A 24,579-nucleotide genomic window follows, 5' to 3' on the forward strand; every position below is an offset into this window, starting at 1 on the left:
CTATGAACCTGAAAGAAATTACAGTATTTGCCGACGGCGATTCCAGCAAAGTCAAGACCTGGTCTAACGTACCCTATTTTTTCACGCATGAGCTGATGGCGAGAGGAATTAAAATTAACCGCGTAAACACAGGGCCAAACATCTGCCTGCATTCATTTTTCGAAAGAAGGCTTTTCTGCATCTGGAAATTCTTTAGCAGGAACTCCGTATTTCATTTTGAACGGACAGGCCTGCATTACTGGCTCACCCAACGGAAAATAAAACAGGCTACACGTGATTTCCCACGAACAGATGCATGGCTGTTTATGAACTTTAGTTTTTATAACAAATATTCCGATAAACCGTCCTTTTTGTTCTGCGACTGGACGTTTGAATATCTGATCAGAGAGAGGTTGGGCAGAAAGCCTGACCTCTTAGAGTGGAGATATATCAAAAAACAAAATAAAGCGATAGATAAAGCCGCTATCGTTATCTCCCTGTTTCCCAAAATTGCCAACCTGATGCAGGTTCATCATCCCCGCGCAAAAATCAGCCACCTCCATACGAATGTTGTAAATTCATTCTATAAGGAAAATTTAAATGCCGATGAAATTCTGTCCGCTAAGGAAAATTCAACAAGCCTGTTATTTATTGGTGATATCAAATATATAGAGGGGGCACGTTTGTTATTAGCGGCGTATGTTATCCTCAAAAAATACGACCCAAAAATAACCTTACACATCATAGGCCTGGAAAGTCAGGATTTCGACAAAATACCTTCAGGCGTAACCTGTTACGGATATCTCGATAAGGAAGACGAATCAGCATGCAAAAAGTACTACGATTTAATGATGAGTGCCAAGGTATTTATTAATCCAACACCATTATGGGCAGGATATTCATCCACCATAGAAGCCATGTTTTTTTACAATCCGATTGTAATAGCCCCTTATGATGATTTCATTGATACATTCGGTGAATCACCTTCATTCGCTGCGTACACAAAAAAATCAGATGTGCCCGCCTTAGCTTTCAGCATCCGGAGGATCCTGCAATCCCCTGATTACAGACAGTTATGTATGGATGCGCACCAGGCTGTAGAGGACTATACATGGGAAAATTATATAGATAAATTTCTCCATAAAATCAGTGAACTGTACGGTTCAGCCGCCTCAGCAGAGCTTTAACATCAATCCTTTTAGCAGACAAAATTATATCTGGCTGCGAGTACGTTCTTTATCCCCTGCTCAATACTGACTAATGGCCTATTAATTATACCCATCATCTTGGTATTGTCAGGCTGGCGCCTGGACATATCCCCTTCTTTTAAAGCTGGCAGGTGTATGATAGATGATAACGAGCGGGTTAATGAAATGATGATACCCGCTAATTCCTGAATACTGATCTCCACCGTATTCCCAATATTGACTACGTCATTAACGTATAATGAACCTTCAAAAATTTTAACAATGGTATCCACGTTATCATCGACATAACAGAACGTACGTGATTGTCCCCCGTCACCATAAATGGTAATGTCTCTATCGTGTAACGCTGCATCAATAAATTTTGAAATCACGAAATCGACACTCTGATTCGGCCCGTAAGTATTGAAAAATCTGAAAATATTGTAATCAAGTCCATATTCTTTCTGATAAGACCTGAAAAATGCCTCTCCAACATTTTTTACTATCGCATAGGGCAACCTGCAGTTTAAGGGTGTGGTGTTTTCATGTTGTGGTATTATTGTCGGTTCGCCATACACTTCTGAAGAAGACGAATAAAAAACACGTTTTACACCGGTATTTTTTGCTAAAGCAAGAATATTTTTGATACCCTCTATGTCTTTAAGTACCAGCAATGGATTGTCAAGTGTTCGTTTTACACCTACCAGTGCCGCATAATGGAAAATAAAATCAAATTTTGTTGCCAGCATTAATGCTGATAATTGTTCAGATTCATTCACATCACATTCAAAAAATGAAAAATTGTCAAAACCGGAAGGGAGATTCCTGATATTCCCGGTAACCAGATTATCTGCCACCACGATCTTGTACTCAGCGTTTCTAACCAAAGTGCGGGCAAGCGAACTTCCTAAATTTCCGGCTCCGCCGGTGATTAAAATATTAGCCATAATGATAAGTTATAATGAACAAGTGATAATTTCTAAATCAACATCCGGCACACCCTGGCCATACAAAACGACCGTTCAATAGGATTAAGACCGGCTTTCAGATGCCTGAATTGGGCAAAATACCAGGAAACTGCCATTCGTTTTAATTGTGGGTCAAGAGTAAATATACCTGCAGCTTTAAGGGCCTTCACAAATAAATAACAGGCATACATCTTTTTCCTGCTCGTAACACATGAGTTTGGGCGTCCTGAAATATTGTGCCCGCTAAAGCGCCAAAATACTTTTGAATCCCGGATTTTTATGATAGGGGAATACTGACTCGCCAATGCCCAGAAAAGATCATCAGCGCACCATGCCAGCGGTAAATCACGAAACCCTCCGGTCAATATCAATAAATCCCGGTGAAACACATATTCAACTACATAACTCTCAGTAGCATATGTTAATTTGGACTTCAGAAACTGAATGGTATCCATACTTTCTGTCCCAATATTTTCCTTTACTACCTCCCCGGCATTGATAAATTTTGCAGAATCATGCTTGAATATTCTGGAAGATTTATTTTTACCCAAAGCCTTTCTGAAATTTTCAACACAACGATCACTCATTAAATCGTCATCACTGAACAGCCAAAGCCAGGTTTCATCTCCAGCCATGCCGAAACAACGATTCCAGTGGAGAACCAGCGATTGATGACCGAGATTCTCCTCAAACCGTCTATAGCTGATCTTAAGGTTTTCTGAAAAGGAATCAACAATGCCGGGTATGCTGTCATCTCCGGCATCATCACCGATATAAAGATGAAAGTCTTTATCTGTTTGTTTGCTGATTGATGCTAACGTCAACCGTAAATATTCAGCCTTATAGGCAGGTATGATGATGGCAAGTTGATTATTTTCAGACATAAGCTTATACTAAACCTGAGTTACTTTTGATATCTTCCGGTATGCCATACCTTACACTTTTCCTCCACTCAAAGAGGGTACCTTTACACATCCTGATACAGATTTCAATGTAGGAAAGGAATGTGACCTGCCTGAGCAGGAACCGTAAAAACAACAGGTAGACCAGTTGATAAGAACCGTCCCGCCTCATGAATAAAATAAAAGCCGGAACAGCCAGGTCCAGTAAAATATATAACAGGTAATCACCGGAAAGCAGGAAGTCAGGATAAAAAAGGAGATGGACCAGGAAAACATAATCAACAAAGGGCGTGATGAACGGAAGAACGATACAGTAAAGCCAGGTATAGGGAATAACAATAAACGATACCGCGGGATGAATGCTTAACATGGCCTGCTTATGGTATTTATACAAGACCTGTACCGTACCAACCTTCCATCTGACCCGCTGCCGGAGAAATGCGCCGATGCTGGCCGGAACTTCAGTATAACCGAATACGTCAGCCGCATTTTTTACGATGTATTTATTGCAGAGTATTTTTAACGTGATATCGGTGTCCTCTGTCAGCGTATCATTGTTATATCCATCCAGTGAGGTCAATACGTTCCTGCGAAATGCACCAATCGCTCCCGGTATGACCAAAATACCGTTTACTGATTCAAACACCTCCCGCTCGTAATTCTGACTGGTAAGATATTCCATCAGCTGCATATCACAGATCAGGCCGGTATCGTTTCTGACCTTTACGGTTCCGGCAACAGCCGCTACCCGGAAATCATGAAAATAAGGTACTAATTTATCAATTATATCAGCCCCAACGGTAGTATCCGCATCCAGACAAACAACAATATCACTCGCTGAACATCTTATACCCTGATTAAGGGCAAAGGCTTTGCCTTTATTTTCCTGACTGATAATTTTAAATTTAGGCGAAGCACCGTAACGTTTTTTTACCAGTGCCAGGGTGCCATCCTGGGAACCGTCATCCACAACTATGATCTGAATACCAGCATAGGTGATTTCATTTAACGAATCCAAAGTAGTTAAAATCACCTTTTCTTCATTATAGGCAGGCACAATGATATCAACAGAAAGCAGGTTTTCCGAAGATGGATTTGCTTCCGCCTGAGCTGGCCGGATCCGCCTGCTGAAATAGACCAGATAAAAAAGTATCTTCAAAAAAAATAAGCCATTTATAATGTTGATAAAAACCATAAACGAGGGATTTGTGATTAAAAACTAGCCGGTCAGGTATATTTGTCTGCGTGCAGAGATGTGGTTCTTTCCAGATAACGGGACCTCCTTACGGGAGAAATATTACCATTCAGGATGTGCCCGATAATGCGGGAAAAAGATCTTGACATTTCAGTACTGGCCTCAAAAATTTTTTCAAAATGATCAATAGCCCATGTATTCCTGCTATGGTAGACGTATACATACAGATGCGGGGCATCCAACACCGACAGATAATCATGATCATTCAGAAAGTCTATAATTGCTGTATCCTCACCTTTTGATACTGCTGAATAGGTTCTCAATAGGAATATATCTTTGCGGCACATGATACTGCCCTCCCACAGCCTCTTGTGAGAATAATATATTTTATTTTCAACTTCATTAAATATCAGCCAGCGTTCCAGGATTGACGCGGGCTTTCCGGATTGCTGCAAAGCCTGCAACTGACAAAACACACGGTCACAATGATACCAGTCGTCGTCATCCCACTGGCAGACGTATTCCCCATCTGCTTCAAGAACTGCAATATTCCGTAATTCCCCAAGGGTTTTTTTAATATTCGCCGAATTCGCCCTGATCAGTTTAATATCCGCCACAGCTTTAAGTTCCTCTACATACAGGCTGGTAGCCAAATCGGTATCCTCATAAACCAAAACAAGTTGTTTTAAAGGATAGGACTGGGACAGGAAACAGGCAATAGCCCTTGCAAGCAGATGCGGTTTCTGATGGGTGACACATAGACAGGATATCAGTGGAACGCGATGGTTACTGCTCTTATGCCGGGAAAAATCATTCATACTTAATTGCTGTCTTTTGATTAACATACTTACTTACTAATTCATCTGATAACATATTTTGATAAGTCCCCTTCCAGATCACCCGTCCCTCTTCCATCAGGTAGATATAATCAAACATAGGTAGCAGATAATGCCTGTGCAGGGTAAAAACGACGGATTTATCGCTGTAAAAACTGAAGATATTTTTTAACAGGACAGCCTCGCCTGAAGGGTCGATACTACTGGTGGGTTCATCAAACAATAATAACTGAGATGATCTGTCCAGAAGGATACACCGGGTAAGCGCAAGCAGCTGCCTTTCCCCTCCTGACAGATTACCACCACGCTGATCAATGACGGTATTTAAACCCTCAGGCAATCTTTCTATAACGCGGTCAAACAAGGTCATCTTACAAACCTGCCTGATTGCCGGAATATCTGTTTCAAGCCCTAAACATAAATTATAAAGAATGCTATCGTTAAATATTTCAGCCTCCTGGGGCAGGAATAAAACAAGTTGCTCCAGCTGTTCCCATCCAATTTTTTTCTGATCGAGCCATACTGAACCTTCCTGATGCGTATACAAGCCCCGCATGAGTTTCAGTAATGTCGTTTTACCACTTCCACTGGCACCGATCAAAGCAATCTTTTGTCCCTTTTTTATCTTGAAATCTACATCCGTCAGTACAAACTTCCGGGCATCTGCATCCCCATGAAGATAACTCACCTGATTGAGCATGATGGTGGCCCAGGTATTACTGAGCTCCTCCTCGGTGCCCCGCTTTACCTCCTGAGCCGACCTCAGCTGTTCAGTCGCCGAAAAATCAGCATAGGTTCCAATAATCATCGCATAGAGCCATGCCATATCCTGAAATCCGGATGTAAACTGGATGGTATAAGCGAGCATCGCAACCAGTCCGCCAACCGGAAACCTCTGCCCCGGCTGGTAATTGTCATATACATAACCAATAGCCATCACTACATAGATCACCACAACCAGAATTTCGACAGACGCCCATTTTAAGGCATCAATTGTCACTGATTTGAAGTACGGCCCGGCAAGCTGGCGGATTTTCAGCTGGAAATTAGCGGTGATACGTTCATGTAATTTAAGTGAGGTAACCGTCTGGTGATTGGATAAGTTATCCAGCAGGACGGAGGTAGCCAGATAATCCTTTTCATTTACCTGGTTGAGCTGCACTAAATACTTATGGTCAAGCATCATCGTGAGATACACGATTCCGGCCCCGATCAGTAATGTGGCCACTCCGTATAATGGTGCAAAATAAATCATGCCAATCATGGCAAAAATGAAACGAAAGAAAACCTTTAAATAATGGAAATCATCATTGAGAAATTTCTTCAGGGCATCCGAAGATTTTTTAATTCTGTTAACGGTAGCACCCATATGGTTTTCCTGATGCCATTTCGTTGGCTTGTCCATCACTTTAACATGAAGGTCAACGAGAAACTGAGTACTCAGCTCAAAACCAATATTCCTGGTTTTAAAGTATGCCGGAGCATACACTAACCACTCAAAAATCTTTAGAAAGACGCTCAGGGTTGCAAATATCCAGATGGCCTGCAGGATATGGGTTGTAGTCTGAATTTCATCTATCAGCCATTTATAGAGAAAGGGATTTAAAGAAGATACTGTGATTGATAATATAAAAATAACGTAATAAAAGATTTGTACGGTACGGTATTTCTTACCGAGTGACCAGGAAAATTTAGCCAGTTGCAAATATGGGTTTCTCTTAGTTGGCATGAAAAAAGAAAGTTTTAAAGGCGATGTATGAGGTCTGAAGGTTTACTTAGCGGCTGATCAAACGCAGATTCAAGAATTTCGATCACACGGAAGACTGAGTCCATGATACCGGCAGCCTCCTGCCGGGTGTAGAACTCTTTATTGTAACCTATAATCATTCCTATATGATCTTCCTGCTCAAATACGGAACACTGCATGGCATAATAAATTCTCTTTCCCTGAATTGCTTCACCGGTATAATAGCGTTCCGGTATTGTATTTTCAAATTCCTTTGAAGTAATATTCAGAAACAAATCTGTTCTTTCCCTCAACAGCTGTCCATCAAGTTCAAAGATATGATGATCAGTAATTGTATATTTTAAAGACTTCAGGATATCAAAATAAGCCTGACTGAGCAGCCGGGAAACTGTAAGACTCAGGTCCGGATCCAGATACGTATAAATAGCCCCTCCGCAAAGCCCAACAACTGATTTCAGGTTGCTGCTTAACCGGTTATTCACCGGCGAAGCAATTAAAACACGTTTGAAAACCCCATTATACCAGGGCAACAGGCTAAATATGGTGTTAAACAATGCCATAAAACCAGTGTTCGATTTCTCCAGCAGCTGATAAATGCTGGTAAGCAGCCCGCCTTCAATTTTTGAAACCAAAAAGCCGCAATCTCCGTGATCTAATTTTTTGCTGATCGTGCTGCTCCGGTCTGCGCCATCAAATCCAGGTTTGATTTCAGCATTAAGATTTACGGGTGTATAACTGGGATTCATTAAAACAGGTGCTAACTTTTGATGCCAGTAAGTTATACTCCGGGCACCATTCAAATCGTAGCCTTCCTTTTGGTGCCTGGCATAGTCAATCATGTTATATTTTTTTTTCATCAACCCGTCCGCCCTTCCCTGATTGGCGAACAAGCTATCATAGATAGCGTAGAATTGCTTTTTTATGATCAGAATGGACCAGAGATCGGCGATCACATGATGAATAAAAAATACACATCTGACCATTGTATTTTTAAAGGTAACGATCGCACACCTGGCCAGCAGGGATCCCGCGGATACTGACATGGTACAACCTATAGTGGAAAGCAAAGCTTCAATCCGGGAACCATCATAGTGTTCGCGGGACTGATCGATAACATCAAAATAATAATTGTTTTGCTCATTCATTTTGAGTACCTGCTGGAAAGTTTCCCCGTCCTTCCGGGTAAATATTGTCCTGAAAGAATCGTTCTCGTAAAAAAGCCTGTTTACCGACAGGGGAATAAAATCAGGGTCTAAATGGCTGACATCCAAATCCAGCAGCATAATCTCGTAACTGCCTGCATGAGTTAAGGACATGTGATAATCATAAGACTGTTTTTGCTGAAAGCTCATGATACCAGAATCTATTATTTCAGACATATGCATCCATTTAAATAAATTTTTATAATTTTATTAACTACTTAAATACACAATCATAGCAATGCTATCTCAAATACACATAAATATAGTATTTTTAACTTTATATATTAATATTAAATAAATATTATTTAAATAATATTTAAATTGTTAGCAATTAAAATTTATTATATTAGAGACAAAATTATATATCATCAATTACGCCTGCCTGTTGATCGTAAAAAAGAAATACTATACCTTATAAGGTAATTTAAGTGTCCTATTGTTAATTACTTTTAAAAAAAATGAACACCTATACCAGATAAAATTCAATTGTGAAATACCAAACCTCCAATGAATTAACACTTTCATCATGGTCACAGCAGCAGACAACCAGACATAACTAGCTGATCCTTAAACATAAATTAAAGCTATGGAAATCAATGACGTTATTAAAAAACTTAAAGCAATCCTTGAAACAGTAATTGAAAGACCCGGAGCGGCAATTGAATTTTCTGACGACGCAAATATTATAACCGATATTGCACTGGATTCCGTTGAAATGATAGAATTCATGCTGGAGATTGAAGAAAATTTTGGTATCGAGATCAATTTTGATGAGTTGGATTTAAGTTATCTCAAATCAATTGAAGTGCTGGCAGAATATGTGAACTCGCAGATTCCTTCAAACCCATAAATCAGCCATGTCAAATCACCGGAAACCACTCATATTCGGCTCCTTTAATGCGGAGAGATACTGGCAGAACCACCTCTATGGCACGCTGCCGTCTTTCAGGGATGAACAGGCCGATCTGATTGTTGCAGCAATGGATGAAATACAATTTGTTTTTAGCAAAAGAGAAGAGTGCCTGGTGGTTACCAGATTTGCGATGAATGGGGCACACCTCAGATACCTTGCCGAACTGGGTTTCAGATTCACCAACATGGGCATGACGGAAGTTGGCAGCACCAGTCAGGTTACAGAAATTGAACAATCTGTAACTACGGCACTTTATCAGCAGGTCAAATATGACAATGCTTTCCTTACACTGAACAAAGAGGATGTGAAGCTGGACCCTTATGCAATAGTAACCGACCACTCGTCCTTAACCGGCATATTAGAGCCGGATGGATACTTTCCTGACGTCGATACCGTGAAACATGTCAATTCCAAGGTGTTTTCTACGATGATATCAAATCAACTGGAAAAGGGAGCGGGAGGTATAGTGGTAACCTCTGCTGAAAGCCTGCAGCGACAGGCAGAAATCATGCTGAATGATTCTCCCGTCATGATCAAAGATCCTTTTGGCGTATCGGGAAATGGAAATATACTGATCAAAAAAACATCCACCCTTCGCCCGGTTGTCAGACATTTAATGTCCCAGGAGCAATCAGGGAAAATAATTAATCTGATTCTGGAACCCTTTTTAGATAAACAAATTGACTTTTCCTGCCAGGGAATGATTGATCAGACCGGTACTTTTGAAATCCTGTCTTTTCATATAATATACAATGATAAATTCCGCTTTTCAGGTATTGAACATGCAGACGAAGCCTTTGTTAAAAGGATAGAATCATTAGGATATGCAGCATACATTACCTCCGCCTGCAGGATCATATTTGAATCCGGATATACAGGACCTGTATGCATTGATTCTATGATCCTGAGCAATGGGGAACTGATCCCTGTTGTAGAGATCAATGCAAGGAAATCAATGGGCCTGATTAATCACTCACTGTTTACGTTTTTAACGGATATCAACAAGGATTTCAAATGTAAAATGATGACTTTAAACTTTACTGTGGAGTACCGGCTTAGCTTTGATCAGGTGCTGCAGGAACTTAAAAATGACGGCCTGCTTTTCGTAACTGGCATGCTGAATGGCATTTTACCCTTATCCGCTAATACTGTAGATATCAATTCAATGCTGATGGCCCACGGCCCGTTCAAGGGCAAGTTTTACTATCATATTATTTACAGCAGCCCGGCAGACCGTGACCATCTGCAGGAGAAAGCAGAAAGGCTTTTCGAAAAATTAGGCGTAAAAATAATTTAACAAATGATGAGCAGACCTTGCGTTACAGTGTTGAATGCCGGACCGGGAATGGGTTTTTACGTCCCCGGTGTGATCATGGCCAGGCAATTAAATGAGGCGGGCGTACCGGCAAAAGTACATGTTTTTGAAAGTTTTTATAAAAGGGATAAAAAAAACATTATCCCCAGAATGAAGTCAAAGTTCCATAAGAGCTTTTCATTTGCGCTGATGGGACAAAATATTGCTTCAGACCCCGGCGGGGCACTTGACGAGGAATTGGTAGCAGCCCTTTATAAAAGCTGGATACAGGAAAAAAGACAGTATTTTGTGGTATTTTCAGGCTTCTGGATACCTGTATTAAACAGGTTTTTAGAGATGACGGACAGCGCATACTTCAGAATTGATTTGTGCCACCTGGACGCTGACTATTCCGTTTCATGGAAGATGCACGATTGTAGATTTCCTTCTGCAAGAACACATTGGTTCCATAGCTGGGAAAACCGGAAGGTTAACTATCATATGGATGTGGATGCCTCTGATCCTATCCCCTTCCATGACCGGAACAACAACCTCGTTATTCACGGCGGTGGCTGGGGACTGGGTGATTTTGAAGCGAAAGGCGAAGAATTGATCCATACCCATTTCAGCATGTCTGTCATTGTTTACGAAGACCCGGATTCAGAAAAAGTGAACCCAAAAGCTGATTACTATTTTCTTGACCCAAAATGGAATATCTGGGAGCTAAACGAAAACAATGAACACACTTTCCCTCCATTGTATTACCTCAATAAAGCAGCAAACAACCAGAAAGAACTGCTCGACAATAGCCATTCCTCTCCCCTGTACAAAATTGTGAGGAACAGCAAAGCCATCATCAGCAAACCCGGAGCAGGCACACTGATAGATTCTTTGTCTTCCGCCACACCCCTCATTACCCTGGAGCCCTACGGAAACAGTGAAAATAAAAACGGGATGCTGTGGAAAGCATACGGTTTAGGGATGTCATTTGAAGACTGGCGGGAGACGAACTTCTCCACAGCAGTACTGGAACAGATACACCGCAACCTATTAAATATCAGATCTGAAACTCCGAATTTTATCACCTCTTATATCAATCATCATGGGCTTTAAATCAACCACAACATTTGACGCTGATAACTTCAGCAGACTTCAAAAAAGAATTAAAGATATATCAGCCACCAGGCGGGGTATACGGAAAGACGCTTCTTATGCGCTTGCCGTTCCTACTGAAGTAGACATTCAGTTAACATATGCATGCAATCTCAGGTGCAAAATGTGTTACCAGTGGAATGAAGATGGCTACTTCCATGCCTACAACCAGGAAATTCAAAAAAAAGAACTGAGTATCGAGGCTTTTAAAAACATCCTGTATGAAACAAAAGAAGTAAAATCCAGGCTTTATCTCTGGGGTGGCGAACCATTATACCATTCAGAATGGGATAAAATTGCAGATTGCATTGCTGAGGACCCAAGGCACACGGTGATCTGTACGAACGGGATTCTGATTCAGAAAAACATGGAATCCATACTGAAAATTTCACCGCATCTGGCCCTGCTTTTCAGCGTTGACGGACTATCAGAAGCCAATAATGCATTAAGGGGAAAATCAACATTTGAACGTCTTGTGTACCAGATGGACCTCCTTCTGGAAGAGCAGAGAAAGGGAAATTACCTGGGATCTGTATCGGTAAGTGCAGTTTTGAATGACGAGCTGGTTCCCCAGTTGTATGAATTTGTTGAATATTTCGAAGCTAAAGGTGTGGATTCGATCTATTTAAGTTATCCATGGTATATCTCTCCTGCGCGCGCTGCCGAGATGGATAACTTTTTTAAAACTCAGCTGTCCTGGATCAATGAGGATGCAGCATCAATTTCGGGCAGCTGGCATTCCTATACCTTTCAGCTGGGAGAAAGTTCTGAAGTGATCCTGCAGGAACAAATTAAACGCATGAATAAGAGAGTATGGAAAAGCAGGGTAAGGTTTAGTCAGGAAATCAATTCGCATGAAATAATGGACTTTATAACTGACAAATACAATTCTCCGAAACGCTGCTTTGCTTTGGCAAACAGGGCAGAAGTATTGGCAAACGGCAAAGTTGGAACCTGCAGTAAATTTTTCCCGGAGCTTGCTATCGGAGATTTAAATCATCAGTCACTGACTGAAATATGGAATAGCGAAAAGTTTAAGAGACTCAGGCAGACAGTGAGTTCGGGGATAATGCCGGTGTGTTCCAAATGCGTACTCTTATATAGAAATGGAATTTAAACACCCTTTGATTAAAGCACATCATAATCTTCGGGATTCATTTTGCAGCCCTGACTCCCGGCTATCCTGTGCTTTAACTTTATTGTTTCCAAAGCGATAGGTGAAATTTAACCGTACCTGACGGGTTTCACCGGCATAAGTGGTATGCAATAATAGATTATTCAGTTGGGTGTCGGTAATAATTTTATTTTTTTTAAATATATCGGTGACAGCCAGCCTTAGCGTAGCCCTGTCTTTCATTACAATCTTTTGCAGTCCGAGGTCAATTTGTGAGTTACTTTTTACATACGTATTTAAACCGCTTATATTTTTAGAATTCACTACACTGACGGCTTCTGCGGTAATCTGCCCGGGCAGGTTAAAGGTTTGCTGCAGGTTGACAGTGCCCGCAAAGCGGCTGAGGTTATAATTGCCATATTCTGCGGTGCCGACTGTATTTTCCAGACGGTACCCGATGCCCGTAAAACTCAGGTTCCACCATTTGGCTAATTTGACCTGCTGCGTAAGGGTCAGGTTCAGGTTATCCTGTTCGCCAATATTCCTGGGTACCATATTGATAATGTTCCCTGCTGAAACTTCCGTGATCTGGCTGCTCAGATTGGTAGTATGTGTATAACTGGCGGATAATGTAGCTTTTTTATAGCTGTATTGCAGCGCCAGCGTATTGGCATACTGAGGTTGGAGAAAGGGATTGCCTTTCCAGTAAGAGAGTTCATCTACGGGGTATGAAAAAGGATTTAAGTCGTTATAAGCGGGGCGGTCTATCCGGCGGGCAAAACTCAGGTTATAGGTGCCGGACGCTTTGGTTTTGTAGGTAATTGCAGCCGTAGGATAAATATTCAGGTAATTTCTGGTTACAGAAGTTGCCGACTGGCTATTGCCTTCGAGCGGCTGCAAATCGCCCTTAGAGTGTGTATTTTCCAATCTTGCCCCCACATCGATATTCAGGTCGGCCGTGACAGGTAGCTCATACTTCAGGTATCCGGCAGTGATTTGTTCCCGGTATTTAAAGGTATTGGATAAACTTACATCCAGCACATACATGCTGCCATTCGCATCATACTGGTTAAACACATTATTGGCATTCACATCAGAAAACTTTGCGCCCGTTACTACCCGGCCCTCTCCTAATGGAAAGCCGTAATCTGCTTTAATGGCATATAATTTAATATCCCTGCTGTTGCTTACCAGAAAATTGTTAGACGATTGAAATGCTCCGGCCGGCGAATAATAGGTATTGGTGCTGAGGTTCTGTGTCATGGCATCAAAAGTCCCGTAGTCGGCATCAATATCCAGGGTGGTACGGTTATTTCCTTTGTAGCGGTAATTTAAATTGGTCGTGTAGCGGCTGGTCTTTTGTTCGGGATAGCTGCTCTGACTGCGCAGGACCTGTAAAAGCTGACCTGTGGGCTGATCATAAATATTTGTTAAGGGAGTGATCAATCCTATACCATTTAAGAAATTAGCATTGGCCACAATTCCGATCGTTTTGGTGGTATCTATGGCATAGTCTGCACCAAGGGTGGAACCTATGCTGTGACGGTGGTCCACATCATGATTGGAATTTAAATACACCTTTCCATTTGTAGTCCGGTCATTGTCGTAATCCATCGCATAATTTCCAAAGTTATGATTGTAACTGCCAAACAGATTAAGTTTCCCCTGTCTGTAATTAACGTTCAGGTTGGTGTTCTGTTTGATGGTTTTACCATAACCAACACCGTTATTGATGCTGCCGTTAAAGCCGTCAGCAGTTGATTTTTTGAGCACTAAATTAATAATACCACCGGTTCCAGCCGCATCGTATTCGGCAGAAGGGTTTTTAATAATCTCAATCGATTTTAATTCGGACGCGGAAACAGACTTCAGCAGCTGCGCCAGCTCTTCGGCCTGCAAATAGGTTTGCCGGCCATTGATCATCACGAGCGCGCCGCTGGCACCGTTTAGGGTAACGGAGTTATTCTGGTTCACAATCACTCCGGGCGTTTTTTTTTAAGGCCTCCAGTACATTACCACCCTGGGCACTAATACTATTCTGGACATTATATATCATTTTTCTGCCATCAACCTGAATAACAGGTTTACTGGCGGAAGTCTGAATCACAACTTCCTTAAGACTACGGGCGGTTGTTTTAAGCTGAATCATACCTAAATCGGTATTTCCCGTCAGCCTGATCAGGTCACTCTGGTACGATAATGCACCCAGATAACTCACAGAAACGATGTAATTTCCTGCGACTACAGTGAAAGAAAAGGTCCCATCCCCACCGCTCTCCCGCTGGTTTAGTATCTTACCGCTACTGCCGTCTTTGAGCAATAAGGTTGCACCGCTAACCCCTTCGTTGCCTGTGCTTTGTATAACACCTTTCAGATAAAATTCGGCTTTCTTCTGAGCAAGTCCGTTTAAAAAAAGACAGCATAAAAAAATTACAAAATAAGATTGTTTTAAGTAAGTTTTCTTCACAATTAAGAATTAAATGTTAAAAACAGCAATTTCAAATATTTAAATTATTGACCTTTGAGTTTTAAACCTATTAAAATTTAATTGAATTATCAATATGATAAACATGAATAATTACGTTATATTATAATTTAAATTATCTCATACCATAATTTTTATACATAATATAAAACACCAGAACAGACTGGTAAATGTCCGGTCAGGAAATTTTGAATAAACCAGCAACGAAAATAAGTAATGAGGTTGCCCTAATTTGGGGATTTTAAATAACGTTTCTAATAAAGACCTTTAAATTAGGTTTGTGTAAGCTATATTATTTATGACACCAGAAGAAAAACAACAAATACTTGGCAGACTGGCATCCAGCGACGTTGCTTCTCTAGCTGACCTCAATATAAGTTCCTATGATACGCTGGAACAGCTTGAAGCAGCCATGAGACTCGTCAATGTGCTGAAGGTTTCGCCGCTGGATGCGGAAAACGTGCTTGATAAGATGGTAAAAACACTGCAGGATTCAGAACTCACTATAAACTTCAACGGCTATGATTTCTTTGATGGAGATACAAAAGAACGTTGGTTGAATGCCTTTGAGCACGGAAAAAATATGGGGTATATGAATTTAAGAGACGGCATTGAAGAAAATATTTTCGACTATTCCAATAAAAGAGCGCAGGCAGTACAAAAAGACGTAATTGACAGGATTAAAAATTTCGGCAGCTACAACTACGGAAATAATGTGTCTTTTGAAGCATCTTTAAGGCCAAAGTATGCCGCAATTAACTTCGCCAGACGCACAAATGGGGCAGCAGAATCCTTTGGCAAATCATATATAGTTCTGAAACAATATGTAAAACATAATTGCACATTTACCGACATAGACTCTTTTGGGTATAGGGGTGATCAAAGAGATGTCACAACCCTGTTAGCCAACTATCACCACTTAAACCGCTTAATCGTAAATATGGAAGAGGACATGCTTATTGCACTGCATGATATCGCAAACGGAAGTTTTTTAGTGGGCAAATATGAGGGGTACATTGAAGCGCAGATACATGGCAACATCCTGTTTAGCAGGGATGTGGAAAAGATGTACATTGATAATTTTGAAATTTCAAGCAGGCCTGATACCGCAATGTTAAAAAAATTTTATGAACTTTTCAGGAAGAATAATAACGTACAGCTGATATTTAAATAAATGCTCTGCAGAAATCCGGAAATTTCTAATCTATTCTTGTACCGGAAAAAATGATAAATCCGTTTGGCAACAAAATTATGCTGAATGAGTAATATTCTTATTTTATGACCCCAGAAGAAAAACAACAAATACTTGGCAGACTGGCAGCCGGCGACGTAGCTTCTCTAGGTGACCTCAATATAAGTTCCTATGGTACGCTGGAACAGCTTGAAGCAGTCATGAGGCTAGTCAATGTGCTGAAGGTTTCGCCGCTGGATGCGGAAAACGTGCTTGATAAGATGGTAAAAACACTGCAGTATTCAGAGCTCACTATAAATTTCAGAGGTCATCGTTTCTTTGATGAAAATATAAAAGAACGTTGGCTGAATGTGTTTGAGACCGGAAATACACAGCACTATATGGAGAGAAGAGACAAGCTTGAAGAAAAATTTTTTGACTACTCAAATAAAAGATGGCAGGCAGGGCCAAAAGATGTAATTGACAGAATCGAAACTTATGGCAAATACAACAGCGGAACTAATATATATTTTGAACCATCCTTGAGGCCAAAGTATGGCGCACTTAACTTCGCCAGACTCACAAATGGGCCAGCCTATTTTTTCGGCAGTTCATATATGATTCTGAAACAGTATGTAAAACACAATTGTACATTTACCGACACAGACTCATTTACCTATATACATGATGAGAGAGATGCCACAACGCTGTTAGCCAACTATCATAACCTACACCGTCTAATCGTAAATATGAAAGAGGATATGCTTACTGTACTGCATGATATCGCGAACGGACTTTTTTTAGTGGACAAATATCGCGGATACATTGAAGCGCAGATACATGGTGATATCCTATTTAGCCGGGACGTAGAAAAGATGTGTATCGATAATTTTGAAATTTCAAGCTACCCTGATATCAATATAATAAAACAAATATATGAAGAATTTGCGCGGCAGAATAACATACAGCTGATATTTAAATAAACGTTAAGCATAAAGCGGATAGCTCCCACCCTTCCGCTTTATGCTGAATCAGCTGGTTGCTAGCCCAATCTATTCTTATACCTTAAAAGATGATAAATCTGTTTGGCAGCCCACTTCTGCTTTTTTATATAAATAGAGGCGTTTACAGCAGATTATCGAACCACACCTTTTCATCTTTCATTGAAAACTCAAATGTCCCCCGGTGATCACCATTTTTACCTGATGAGATAGAAGTTACTTTTGCGCCGCCCGTTACTTCCTGATAGGCTCAGGTAAAATTCCGATATATTTAGGAATTGCCTCATCAATTTCACCATAGTAACAGTGCATTGGGGTTGTGCTTCTGAAAAGGTAGGAACTGTTCTCGTGTAAAACCTGCCGGTAGCGGTTTTGCCCAAGAGAAATTGATTCTATAAATTCAGCACTCATCATATCTCCTACTTTATGCGGGGTCTTAGCGTAAAAAGCAGTAAAGTCTATCTTATTATCGTAGTAATCTTTGCAGACCTAAACATGCTCAGGCTTAATTGCCCATTGGGTTAAGCCGGTAAATCATAATAACCTGTAAGCATTCAGCTGCACAGCCAGTATCCCGGCAGCCACATTGCATCTATCGGCTTTGGATTGTGTACCCAACGGTTAATCAGTGCGAATACATCAGTTGAATTACAGGCAATTGACACGGCTTTGATGGGAATATGGAGACTTTCCAGTTTTTGCTGAAACATAAGGGTAGACCAACTGCCCATTGACCAGCCGCTGAGGTATAAAGGACCGGTTTCCTGAACATGAAGCGCCTTTAACACCTCCTTTGCTGCCATTAGCATATCCAGATCAGCTTGTTGCGTACTCTCTTTCAATTGATAGGCGTCTGATTCTGTAGATTTACCCTCCCATAATTACCATGGAAGCGGACCATCCGGACCAGTGAAAGTTGCGGTCGGACCGTCTGTTTTCAGTGCCACACGAACCGGCTCAAGCGAGCCAACCTCAACCGTATCAGTGCCCCGGAAATCATTCAGTGCTGTAGCTGCAAAACCAGGGCTTACTGCATTAACCTTGATATTTTCCTTTTCCAGTTCTATGGCAAACGCCATGGTGATGCCATTAAGTGCCGTTTTTAAAGCGGCGTAAATAACGCCAAATTGTTCCCTGGCCCAGCAATCTGGATCAGATACCCAGGTTAAAGAACCCAGTCCGCTTGACACGTTGACAATACGGGCTGCCGCAGATTTGCGAAGCAAAGGCAATGTTGCCTGGGTTAAAGCAACAACCCCAAATACGTTGGTTTCCCAAACCCTCCGCATCGACTCAATCGATGCCGTGCTGGCTCTGCCGTCCTCCGTCATTTCTTCCAATGTGCGGCCCGGCTCACCAGCATGTGATATAGCTGCGTTGTTTACCAGCAGATCCAGGCGGCCGGATTCTTTCCCGATGCGTTCCACTGCTGCGCTGATGGTTGATTGCTCCGTTACATCCAGCTGGATGGCATAAGCGGTAGCCCCGATATCAGCAGCGGCATTTTCCCCGTTGCTCAGGTTGCGTGAACCCACATACACGATATAACCTTTGTCTGCAAGTGCTTTGGCGATCTGAAAACCTATGCCCTGGTTGGCGCCGGTGACCAGCGCAATAAGCCTTTCGGCTGATGATTCAATCTGATTTTCCATATGAATAATGATTAATAAATAATCAAAAGTGTGCATTTGCCATCCGGCAATCCTAACCAAATCAAGAACATTCCTAACTAAAATGAGGACATGCAAATCACCTGTTGCACTGGCTGAGTTTTAAACCCCTGCGATGGGCTGCCCGCACAAAGCATATCACTGTATGTGGCAGCTCATTGCTTTTTTTTTAAAAAAAATTAAAGTTTTTTTAGTTCTTATTCGTCTTAACTCTTATGTCGAACGTATTTTTTTCAGGCGCGCCCTTACCCGGGTATGTCAACCCAACATCAGGATGGGTACACGAATTAGCGCTAAGGGGCGAAAAAGCAAGTAATTCTGAAGCTCTCAGGTTTAAGATTGAGGCGGCCGCCGTATTGCCGGGCAAAATATAATGGCAAGGGAGAAATTAAACAGCGGAAACGCATCGGGCATTGAATTAAATAAAGCAAAACTAAACAAGGAAACCTTAACCCATGTTGCGCGGTTACTCACGTATCTGAAACCATACCGCGGACAATTCATAGCAGCATTATTCTTTCTTTTTTTATCGAGTTTGGTGGGGCTTGCCTTTCCGTCATTTATAGGCGCACTCATCGATACCGCCCAGGGGAAGCATAACAATAGCTATTTACCGGGCACCATACAAGGCATTCTTTTATTGGCCTTCGGGGTATTAGCCTTGCAGGCAGTGGTCTCATATTTTCGCATTTTATGGTTTGTGAATGTGGCAGAGCACTCACTGGCCGACATCAGGCGCGATACTTACTTCAAGCTGATCACGCTGCCGATGAACTTCTTCTCCAACCGCAGAGTTGGCGAGCTCAACAGCCGGATATCTGCAGATCTGTCACAGGTTCAGGACACGCTCACCACCACCATTGCCGAAATGTTAAGACAGTCAGTTTTACTGGTAGGCGGCATTATTTTTATGGCTGTCATTTCAAAAAAACTGGTTTTTGCACTGCTCCTGGTTTTACCGGTCATGATTGTCTTTGCGGTTTTCTTCGGCAGGTATATCAAAAAGATATCACGCCAGGCACAGGATAAAATGGCAGAATCCAATACCATAGTTGAAGAAACCCTGCTGGGCATAGCCAACGTGAAAGCTTTTGTAAATGAATCATTCGAAGCCACGCGTTACAGCAATACCATTCACGATGTGGCCAATATTGCCATTAAGGGCGCAAAATTCAGGGGCATGTTTGTTTCCTTTATTGTGCTTTGTGTTTTTGGCGGTATTCTGGCGGTTGTAGGTTATGGTTGTGTGCTGGTAAGCCAGCACGAAATCACCTTTGGTGAATTGCTGAAATTCTCTCTTTACGCGATGTTTTTAGGTACCTCTCTGGGCAGTTTCCCGGAGCTGTTTGCAAACGTACAAAAAACCGTAGGCGCCAGCGAAAGGGTACTGGAAATATTAGCCGAAGAAGGCGAAGAAGTATCCATAGACGAAAAGGACAATACGGTGAAACAAAAAATAGAGGGAAACCTGTCGTTCCGCAATGTCAATTTCGCCTATCCGTCCCGGCCTGAAACCGAAGTATTGACCAATGTATCCTTTGAGGCCAAAGCCGGTCAGAAAATAGCCATCGTAGGCCCCAGCGGCTCCGGAAAATCTACAACTGCCGGATTGATATTACAGTTCTATCATCCGCAAAACGGAGAAATACTGTTTGACGGCAAAACTGCAGCTGAGTATTCCCTTACCGACATCAGGAGCCAGGTAGCTATTGTTCCTCAGGATGTCATGTTATTTGGCGGCACCATATTGGAAAACATTGCCTATGGCAAATTAAATGCTACCAAAGAGGAAATTATACAATCGGCAAAACGGGCAAACGCACATCAGTTTATCACTTCATTCCCTGAAGGTTATGAAACAGTGGTTGGGGAACGCGGTGTAAAACTATCAGGCGGGCAGCGCCAGCGCATTGCTATTGCCCGGGCATTACTGAAAAACCCATCGATACTGATCCTGGATGAGGCCACCTCTTCGTTAGACTCTGAATCGGAACGTTTGGTGCAGGAGGCCCTGGAAGAGTTAATGAAGGGCCGTACTTCTATTATTATCGCCCATCGGTTAGCTACAATCCGTGAGGCACACATGATTCTTGTGATGGAGAAGGGACAGATCATTGAATCTGGCAGTCACCAGGAATTGATTAGAACTGAGCAGGGATTATACAGGTATTTAAGCGGCTTACAGTTTGAATTGGGCATAACTGAATAAGTCATGCCCTTTGCCGGGATAGTGGCGGGCTATGAGGTGACCACAGATTTTTTTTATCATCGCATTTAAAAAGCTAAGTTCCGGCGAGATTATGTATGGCAGGACACGTTATGACCATGAGAGCGGATCTATGTACTTCTCGCCGCATTATCTGAGCGATCTTTTACGCTCGCTGACAGGTCAGAGTGCGCAGCAGCATATCCAGGAAAAGCTGCTCAGTAAAGCCAAAGAATATTTATCTTCAACAAGCCTTTCAGTTGCCGAGATCGCCTATCAACTGGGCTTTGAATATCCGCAATCTTTCAACAAGCTTTTTAAAAAGAAAACGGATCTGTCTCCGCTGGAATTCCGGCAAAAGTTCAATTAATCCCTGATCCATATCGCCTTTCTTATCCTGCTCACATGCTCCAGTGTCATCGCCAGCCAAGTGCAGGGGCAACATGCTCCAAAATAGAAGATAGTACATGAATGTTATAGTCAACCCCCAAAGTATTCGGTATCGTCAAAAGTAACGTATCTGCTTCTTGTATCGCTTCGTCCTGAGCCAGTTCCCTGATGAGTTGATCAGGTTCAGCTGCATAGCTCCTGCCGAAGACCGCCCGTTGATCAGCTTCAATGTAACCAAAGCTATCGCCCCCTTTTGCCTGCTGGCCAAAGTAAAGTCTGTCCTGCTCATTGATCAATGCAAAAATGGAGCGGCTTACCGAAACTCTTGGTTCGCGTTGGTGACCGGCTTTCACCCAGGCTTCTTTGTACAACCTGATTTGTTCTGCCTGCTGGATATGGAAAGGTTTGCCGTTTTCGTCAAATTTCAAGGTAGAACTTTGCAGGTTCATACCGTTCGCAGCCGCCCAAACCGCGGTTGCATTAGAGGCAGCTCCCCACCAGATACGCTCGGGCAATCCTTCGGAATGCGGCTCCAGACGTAACAAACCCGGCGGGTTCGGAAACATGGGATAAGGATTAGGCTCGGCAAATCCGTCACCTTTCAATCGATCTAAAAACTGCAAAGCCTTTTGTCGCCCCATGTCTGCATCGGTTTCACCATCGGCAGGTGCATAACCGAAATGGCGCCACCCTTCGATGACCTGCTCGGGCGATCCCCTACTCAGGCCTAACTGTAAACGCCCGCCGGAGATCAGGTCAGCAGCGCCGGCATCTTCCACCATATACAGCGGGTTCTCATAACGCATATCAATGACACCGGTACCGATCTCTATTTTGTTGGTCCTGGTACCAATGGCAGAAAGCAAAGGAAATGGGGAAGCCAACTGCCGTGCAAAATGATGAACCCGGAAATAGGCACCGTCCAAACCTATTTGTTCCGCAGCAACAGCCAGATCAATGGACTGCAGCAATGTGTCACCCGCGGTACGGGTATTGTACGCGGGATGGTCAGACCAATGCCCGAATGATAAAAATCCTATTTTCTTCATCAATAGCTTAATAATATACCTGCAAATGTAATATCCCGGTAGTCCGCACAGGTCATGGATTAGTAATAATAGACCCTCGTTTATACCTGTGGTATGAAATGATAGCCAATAGCGCAACCAGCGCTACGGTTATATAAACCCAGGCCGGAATCGGAACGGGATCTCCCTGCGCATAAGAATGGAGTCCTGTCAGATAATAGTTTACACCAAAGTAGGTCATGATAATTATAGAAAAGGCCAGCAATGATAACAGGTTAAAAAGGTATTTGCTCCTCATTTTGGGGATCAGCCTCACATGCAGCACAAATGCGTATATAATGACAGAGATAAAAGCCCAGGTCTCTTTAGGATCCCAGCTCCAATACCTTCCCCAGCTCTCATTAGCCCAGATACCGCCAAGAAAAGTACCTACGGAAAGCAAAAATATACCTACCGTCAGCGACATTTCATTTACAATGGTAAGTTCTACTACTGATGCTTTTACTTTGGCACTGATTTTTTTATGGTCTATAATGTACAACAGCAATACTACTGTGCCCAGCAGCGCACTTAAACCGAAGAATCCATAACTGGAAGTTATAATTGCGACATGTACCATCAGCCAGTAAGATTTAAGTACCGGCACCAGCGGGGTAATCTGCGGGTTCATTTGTGAGCCTCCGTAATCATTTTCAACAAAAGTGGCCAGCGCCATAGAGAACGCATAAAATAATAATAGGGCGCCCGTGGTTCGGGTAGAGAAGATCATCCTGCTTAACTGTGAAATCATTTTTTGTATTTAATGGGCTTCTTTTCGCGGGCCGGCTACATATTAGAAATTTTTAGGCGGTAGAATGACTGTTTGGAAAAAAAAGATAATCAGATGATAGTTCAGTACCTGCTTGCTTCGCCAATGTAAACGGCCTTTTACCGAAGCACTATCACGCTAAACTTGTTTGTAGTTTTCCTTACTTATTCTTCATCCCCGGTATTCACCATTTTTGCCAGTACAAAAAACGTTTTTCGGGTAACAATACCTGCGCCTGGTTTCAAATCCTGTACTGGTGTGATCTCAGTGTATCCAATATCCGAAACCCCTTTGGCAACAGCAATACGCTCAAATACTGTCTCTTTTGCATCCTGTTTTTTTACCCGGAATATATAATCCTGACCGCCGTTATTCACGATTGCTTCGTCTGGCACTGCCGGTAATACAGCATTACCAATGCTGATGATCGCCGTGATGTTCATTCCCTCGATCAAACCTGCCTTATTCCCCATTACTACCGCATGAACGGGAATCGTTTTACTTTGATTGGCGAAGGCAGTTCCGATGGAGTAAATTTTCGCATCGTATTCCTTTCCCGCACTGTTGGTTAGGGTAAAATGAATAAGCTGCCCTGCTTTTACTTTGGGAAGGTCTTTTTCGTAGACGAACAGATCCAGGTGTAGCTGTGAATTATTCACTATCTGCGCAATAGGTGTTGACGCATCTACATTGGAACCAATTTGTGCGGACACTTCACTTATGGTACCACTTATAGGAGCAAGGACAGGTATACTGGTGACGATCCGGCCCCGGCTGGCTGAGCTGAGCGAAATGCCTAATGCAGACATTTGTATTTGCTGAGATTTGTAGGAGGCCGTTAATGCTGCCAGTTCAGCCTCTGCTTTTTGTAGATTCTTTAAGGGTGCAGCATTCCCGGCAACCAGCTCCTTCTGTCTTTCGTATTCCTGCCTGGCCAGGTTCAGCTGCGCCTGGGTAGTTTGCGATTCCTGCTGTAATTGCGCAATCTGAGGGTTCAGAATAGTTGCAATAACCTGTCCTTTTTTTACATAATTGCCGGGTTGCACGGTCAGCGTACGGACTGTGCCGTTCGACACGGATGTCACCATTGCCTTATTCTGATTGGGCACCGACAGTAAACCATTGGCTTTGATTGCGGTAGCCAGGTTTTTCATTTCGATCATCCCGAATTCAATCCCCGCGGTTTTTATCTGATTTGCGGTAAGGCTTACCTCGTTGGTAACAGGAGCAGCGGTTTCCTCTTCAGCATCCTCTTTTGGTGCGGCCTGTTTACATGCGGTAACGGTGGTAATGAGTACTAAATATATAAAAGGCTTATAAATGAAATTCAT

22 protein-coding genes and 1 pseudogene are annotated in these 24,579 nt (G+C 42.4%); 10 read left to right on the forward strand and 13 right to left on the reverse strand.

The features are described 5' to 3' along the window. Window positions 1-2 precede the first annotated feature (2 nt). Window positions 3-1,166 carry a glycosyltransferase family protein gene (locus BLW16_RS16225; RefSeq protein ID WP_090558535.1) on the forward strand — a complete coding sequence of 388 codons (1,164 nt, stop codon included), beginning with the start codon at window positions 3-5 and terminating at the stop codon, window positions 1,164-1,166. 11 nt (window positions 1,167-1,177) lie between these two features. Here BLW16_RS16225 and BLW16_RS16230 read toward each other — a convergent pair whose 3' ends face one another. From BLW16_RS16230 to BLW16_RS16255, 6 genes are all read right to left on the reverse strand, one after another. After that, on the reverse strand, window positions 1,178-2,113 hold the full coding sequence (locus BLW16_RS16230; protein WP_090558537.1) for an NAD-dependent epimerase/dehydratase family protein: 936 nt from the start codon (window positions 2,111-2,113) through the stop codon (window positions 1,178-1,180). A 32-nt stretch (window positions 2,114-2,145) separates the two neighbouring features. Further along, window positions 2,146-3,018 carry a glycosyltransferase family 2 protein gene (locus tag BLW16_RS16235; RefSeq protein ID WP_090558539.1) on the reverse strand — a complete coding sequence of 291 codons (873 nt, stop codon included), beginning with the start codon at window positions 3,016-3,018 and terminating at the stop codon, window positions 2,146-2,148. Between the two features lie 4 nt (window positions 3,019-3,022). Beyond that, window positions 3,023-4,195, reverse strand: coding sequence for a glycosyltransferase family 2 protein (locus BLW16_RS16240; RefSeq protein ID WP_175470612.1), 1,173 nt, complete (start codon window positions 4,193-4,195; stop codon window positions 3,023-3,025). Window positions 4,196-4,263: 68 nt separating this feature from the next. Next, the gene (locus BLW16_RS16245) at window positions 4,264-5,049 is read right to left on the reverse strand and encodes a glycosyltransferase family A protein (RefSeq protein WP_090558543.1); all 786 of its coding nucleotides are present in this window, start codon (window positions 5,047-5,049) and stop codon (window positions 4,264-4,266) included. After that, window positions 5,042-6,796, reverse strand: a complete 1,755-nt coding sequence (locus BLW16_RS16250) for an ATP-binding cassette domain-containing protein (RefSeq protein ID WP_090558545.1) — start codon at window positions 6,794-6,796, stop codon at window positions 5,042-5,044. Before BLW16_RS16250 ends, BLW16_RS16245 begins: the two co-directional genes overlap by 8 nt. Before the next feature lie 14 nt (window positions 6,797-6,810). Next, entirely contained in the window at window positions 6,811-8,193 is a 1,383-nt protein-coding gene (locus BLW16_RS16255) for a condensation domain-containing protein (RefSeq protein WP_175470613.1), read from the reverse strand. 409 nt (window positions 8,194-8,602) lie between these two features. Between BLW16_RS16255 and BLW16_RS16260 the strand changes: the two genes are divergently transcribed. The 4 genes from BLW16_RS16260 to BLW16_RS16275 are packed head-to-tail and all read left to right on the forward strand — an operon-like array spanning window position 8,603 to window position 12,492. Beyond that, complete coding sequence (locus tag BLW16_RS16260; RefSeq protein ID WP_090558549.1) at window positions 8,603-8,866, forward strand: acyl carrier protein; 264 nt, start codon at window positions 8,603-8,605, stop codon at window positions 8,864-8,866. A 7-nt stretch (window positions 8,867-8,873) separates the two neighbouring features. Then, entirely contained in the window at window positions 8,874-10,226 is a 1,353-nt protein-coding gene (locus BLW16_RS16265) for an ATP-binding protein (protein ID WP_090558551.1), read from the forward strand. A gap of 3 nt (window positions 10,227-10,229) precedes the next feature. After that, the gene (locus tag BLW16_RS16270) at window positions 10,230-11,336 is read left to right on the forward strand and encodes a hypothetical protein (protein WP_139298339.1); all 1,107 of its coding nucleotides are present in this window, start codon (window positions 10,230-10,232) and stop codon (window positions 11,334-11,336) included. Beyond that, window positions 11,326-12,492 carry a radical SAM protein gene (locus BLW16_RS16275; protein WP_090558555.1) on the forward strand — a complete coding sequence of 389 codons (1,167 nt, stop codon included), beginning with the start codon at window positions 11,326-11,328 and terminating at the stop codon, window positions 12,490-12,492. The genes BLW16_RS16270 and BLW16_RS16275 overlap by 11 nt, the downstream gene beginning before the upstream one ends. A 21-nt stretch (window positions 12,493-12,513) precedes the next feature. Here the strand turns inward: BLW16_RS16275 and BLW16_RS16280 are convergent, their stop codons facing one another. Then, a complete protein-coding gene (locus BLW16_RS16280; RefSeq protein WP_139298340.1) occupies window positions 12,514-14,463 on the reverse strand; it encodes an outer membrane beta-barrel protein in 1,950 nt (649 codons plus the stop codon). Continuing rightward, on the reverse strand, window positions 14,450-14,956 hold the full coding sequence (locus BLW16_RS16285) for a peptidase associated/transthyretin-like domain-containing protein (protein WP_090558559.1): 507 nt from the start codon (window positions 14,954-14,956) through the stop codon (window positions 14,450-14,452). Before BLW16_RS16285 ends, BLW16_RS16280 begins: the two co-directional genes overlap by 14 nt. A gap of 316 nt (window positions 14,957-15,272) precedes the next feature. Between BLW16_RS16285 and BLW16_RS16290 the strand changes: the two genes are divergently transcribed. Then, window positions 15,273-16,148 carry a DUF3626 domain-containing protein gene (locus tag BLW16_RS16290; RefSeq protein WP_090558561.1) on the forward strand — a complete coding sequence of 292 codons (876 nt, stop codon included), beginning with the start codon at window positions 15,273-15,275 and terminating at the stop codon, window positions 16,146-16,148. A 104-nt stretch (window positions 16,149-16,252) separates the two neighbouring features. Beyond that, window positions 16,253-17,128, forward strand: coding sequence for a DUF3626 domain-containing protein (locus BLW16_RS16295; protein WP_090558563.1), 876 nt, complete (start codon window positions 16,253-16,255; stop codon window positions 17,126-17,128). Window positions 17,129-17,700: 572 nt separating this feature from the next. Here the strand turns inward: BLW16_RS16295 and BLW16_RS16300 are convergent. Further along, window positions 17,701-17,988, reverse strand: coding sequence for a hypothetical protein (locus tag BLW16_RS16300; RefSeq protein WP_139298341.1), 288 nt, complete (start codon window positions 17,986-17,988; stop codon window positions 17,701-17,703). 39 nt (window positions 17,989-18,027) lie between these two features. Then, the gene (locus BLW16_RS16305) at window positions 18,028-18,798 is read right to left on the reverse strand and encodes an SDR family NAD(P)-dependent oxidoreductase (RefSeq protein WP_090558567.1); all 771 of its coding nucleotides are present in this window, start codon (window positions 18,796-18,798) and stop codon (window positions 18,028-18,030) included. Between the two features lie 233 nt (window positions 18,799-19,031). On the opposite strand from BLW16_RS16305, the gene BLW16_RS23315 reads away from it, so the two are divergent. From BLW16_RS23315 to BLW16_RS16315, 3 genes and pseudogenes are all read left to right on the forward strand, one after another. After that, complete coding sequence (locus BLW16_RS23315) at window positions 19,032-19,190, forward strand: hypothetical protein (protein ID WP_175470614.1); 159 nt, start codon at window positions 19,032-19,034, stop codon at window positions 19,188-19,190. Next, window positions 19,190-21,025 carry an ABC transporter ATP-binding protein gene (locus BLW16_RS16310; protein ID WP_090558569.1) on the forward strand — a complete coding sequence of 612 codons (1,836 nt, stop codon included), beginning with the start codon at window positions 19,190-19,192 and terminating at the stop codon, window positions 21,023-21,025. Before BLW16_RS23315 ends, BLW16_RS16310 begins: the two co-directional genes overlap by 1 nt. Before the next feature lie 139 nt (window positions 21,026-21,164). Further along, window positions 21,165-21,392, forward strand: a pseudogene (locus tag BLW16_RS16315) (helix-turn-helix domain-containing protein); the annotation flags it as partial. Between the two features lie 46 nt (window positions 21,393-21,438). Here BLW16_RS16315 and BLW16_RS16320 read toward each other — a convergent pair. From BLW16_RS16320 to BLW16_RS16330, 3 genes are all read right to left on the reverse strand, one after another. Next, window positions 21,439-22,461: an LLM class flavin-dependent oxidoreductase gene (locus BLW16_RS16320; RefSeq protein WP_090558571.1), complete on the reverse strand. Its 1,023-nt coding sequence runs from the start codon at window positions 22,459-22,461 to the stop codon at window positions 21,439-21,441. Window positions 22,462-22,513: 52 nt separating this feature from the next. Continuing rightward, the gene (locus tag BLW16_RS16325) at window positions 22,514-23,230 is read right to left on the reverse strand and encodes a cytochrome c biogenesis protein (RefSeq protein ID WP_245735335.1); all 717 of its coding nucleotides are present in this window, start codon (window positions 23,228-23,230) and stop codon (window positions 22,514-22,516) included. Between the two features lie 182 nt (window positions 23,231-23,412). Then, the gene (locus BLW16_RS16330) at window positions 23,413-24,579 is read right to left on the reverse strand and encodes an efflux RND transporter periplasmic adaptor subunit (RefSeq protein WP_090558574.1); all 1,167 of its coding nucleotides are present in this window, start codon (window positions 24,577-24,579) and stop codon (window positions 23,413-23,415) included.

Source organism: Pedobacter hartonius, assembly GCF_900107535.1.
Taxonomy (GTDB): domain Bacteria; phylum Bacteroidota; class Bacteroidia; order Sphingobacteriales; family Sphingobacteriaceae; genus Pedobacter; species Pedobacter hartonius.

Excerpts from the sequence above, each read along its gene's own strand:
- BLW16_RS16275 (WP_090558555.1), top strand. The coding sequence starts at position 11,326 with ATGGGCTTTAAATCAACCACAACATTTGACGCTGATAACTTCAGCAGA.
- BLW16_RS16295 (WP_090558563.1), top strand. The coding sequence starts at position 16,253 with ATGACCCCAGAAGAAAAACAACAAATACTTGGCAGACTGGCAGCCGGC.
- BLW16_RS16290 (WP_090558561.1), top strand. The coding sequence starts at position 15,273 with ATGACACCAGAAGAAAAACAACAAATACTTGGCAGACTGGCATCCAGC.
- BLW16_RS16255 (WP_175470613.1), bottom strand. The coding sequence starts at position 8,193 with ATGTCTGAAATAATAGATTCTGGTATCATGAGCTTTCAGCAAAAACAG.
- BLW16_RS16245 (WP_090558543.1), bottom strand. The coding sequence starts at position 5,049 with ATGAATGATTTTTCCCGGCATAAGAGCAGTAACCATCGCGTTCCACTG.
- BLW16_RS16310 (WP_090558569.1), top strand. The coding sequence starts at position 19,190 with ATGGCAAGGGAGAAATTAAACAGCGGAAACGCATCGGGCATTGAATTA.
- BLW16_RS23315 (WP_175470614.1), top strand. The coding sequence starts at position 19,032 with ATGTCGAACGTATTTTTTTCAGGCGCGCCCTTACCCGGGTATGTCAAC.
- BLW16_RS16320 (WP_090558571.1), bottom strand. The coding sequence starts at position 22,461 with ATGAAGAAAATAGGATTTTTATCATTCGGGCATTGGTCTGACCATCCC.
- BLW16_RS16260 (WP_090558549.1), top strand. The coding sequence starts at position 8,603 with ATGGAAATCAATGACGTTATTAAAAAACTTAAAGCAATCCTTGAAACA.
- BLW16_RS16230 (WP_090558537.1), bottom strand. The coding sequence starts at position 2,113 with ATGGCTAATATTTTAATCACCGGCGGAGCCGGAAATTTAGGAAGTTCG.
- BLW16_RS16325 (WP_245735335.1), bottom strand. The coding sequence starts at position 23,230 with ATGATTTCACAGTTAAGCAGGATGATCTTCTCTACCCGAACCACGGGC.
- BLW16_RS16265 (WP_090558551.1), top strand. The coding sequence starts at position 8,874 with ATGTCAAATCACCGGAAACCACTCATATTCGGCTCCTTTAATGCGGAG.
- BLW16_RS16225 (WP_090558535.1), top strand. The coding sequence starts at position 3 with ATGAACCTGAAAGAAATTACAGTATTTGCCGACGGCGATTCCAGCAAA.
- BLW16_RS16305 (WP_090558567.1), bottom strand. The coding sequence starts at position 18,798 with ATGGAAAATCAGATTGAATCATCAGCCGAAAGGCTTATTGCGCTGGTC.
- BLW16_RS16330 (WP_090558574.1), bottom strand. The coding sequence starts at position 24,579 with ATGAATTTCATTTATAAGCCTTTTATATATTTAGTACTCATTACCACC.
- BLW16_RS16270 (WP_139298339.1), top strand. The coding sequence starts at position 10,230 with ATGATGAGCAGACCTTGCGTTACAGTGTTGAATGCCGGACCGGGAATG.
- BLW16_RS16235 (WP_090558539.1), bottom strand. The coding sequence starts at position 3,018 with ATGTCTGAAAATAATCAACTTGCCATCATCATACCTGCCTATAAGGCT.
- BLW16_RS16250 (WP_090558545.1), bottom strand. The coding sequence starts at position 6,796 with ATGCCAACTAAGAGAAACCCATATTTGCAACTGGCTAAATTTTCCTGG.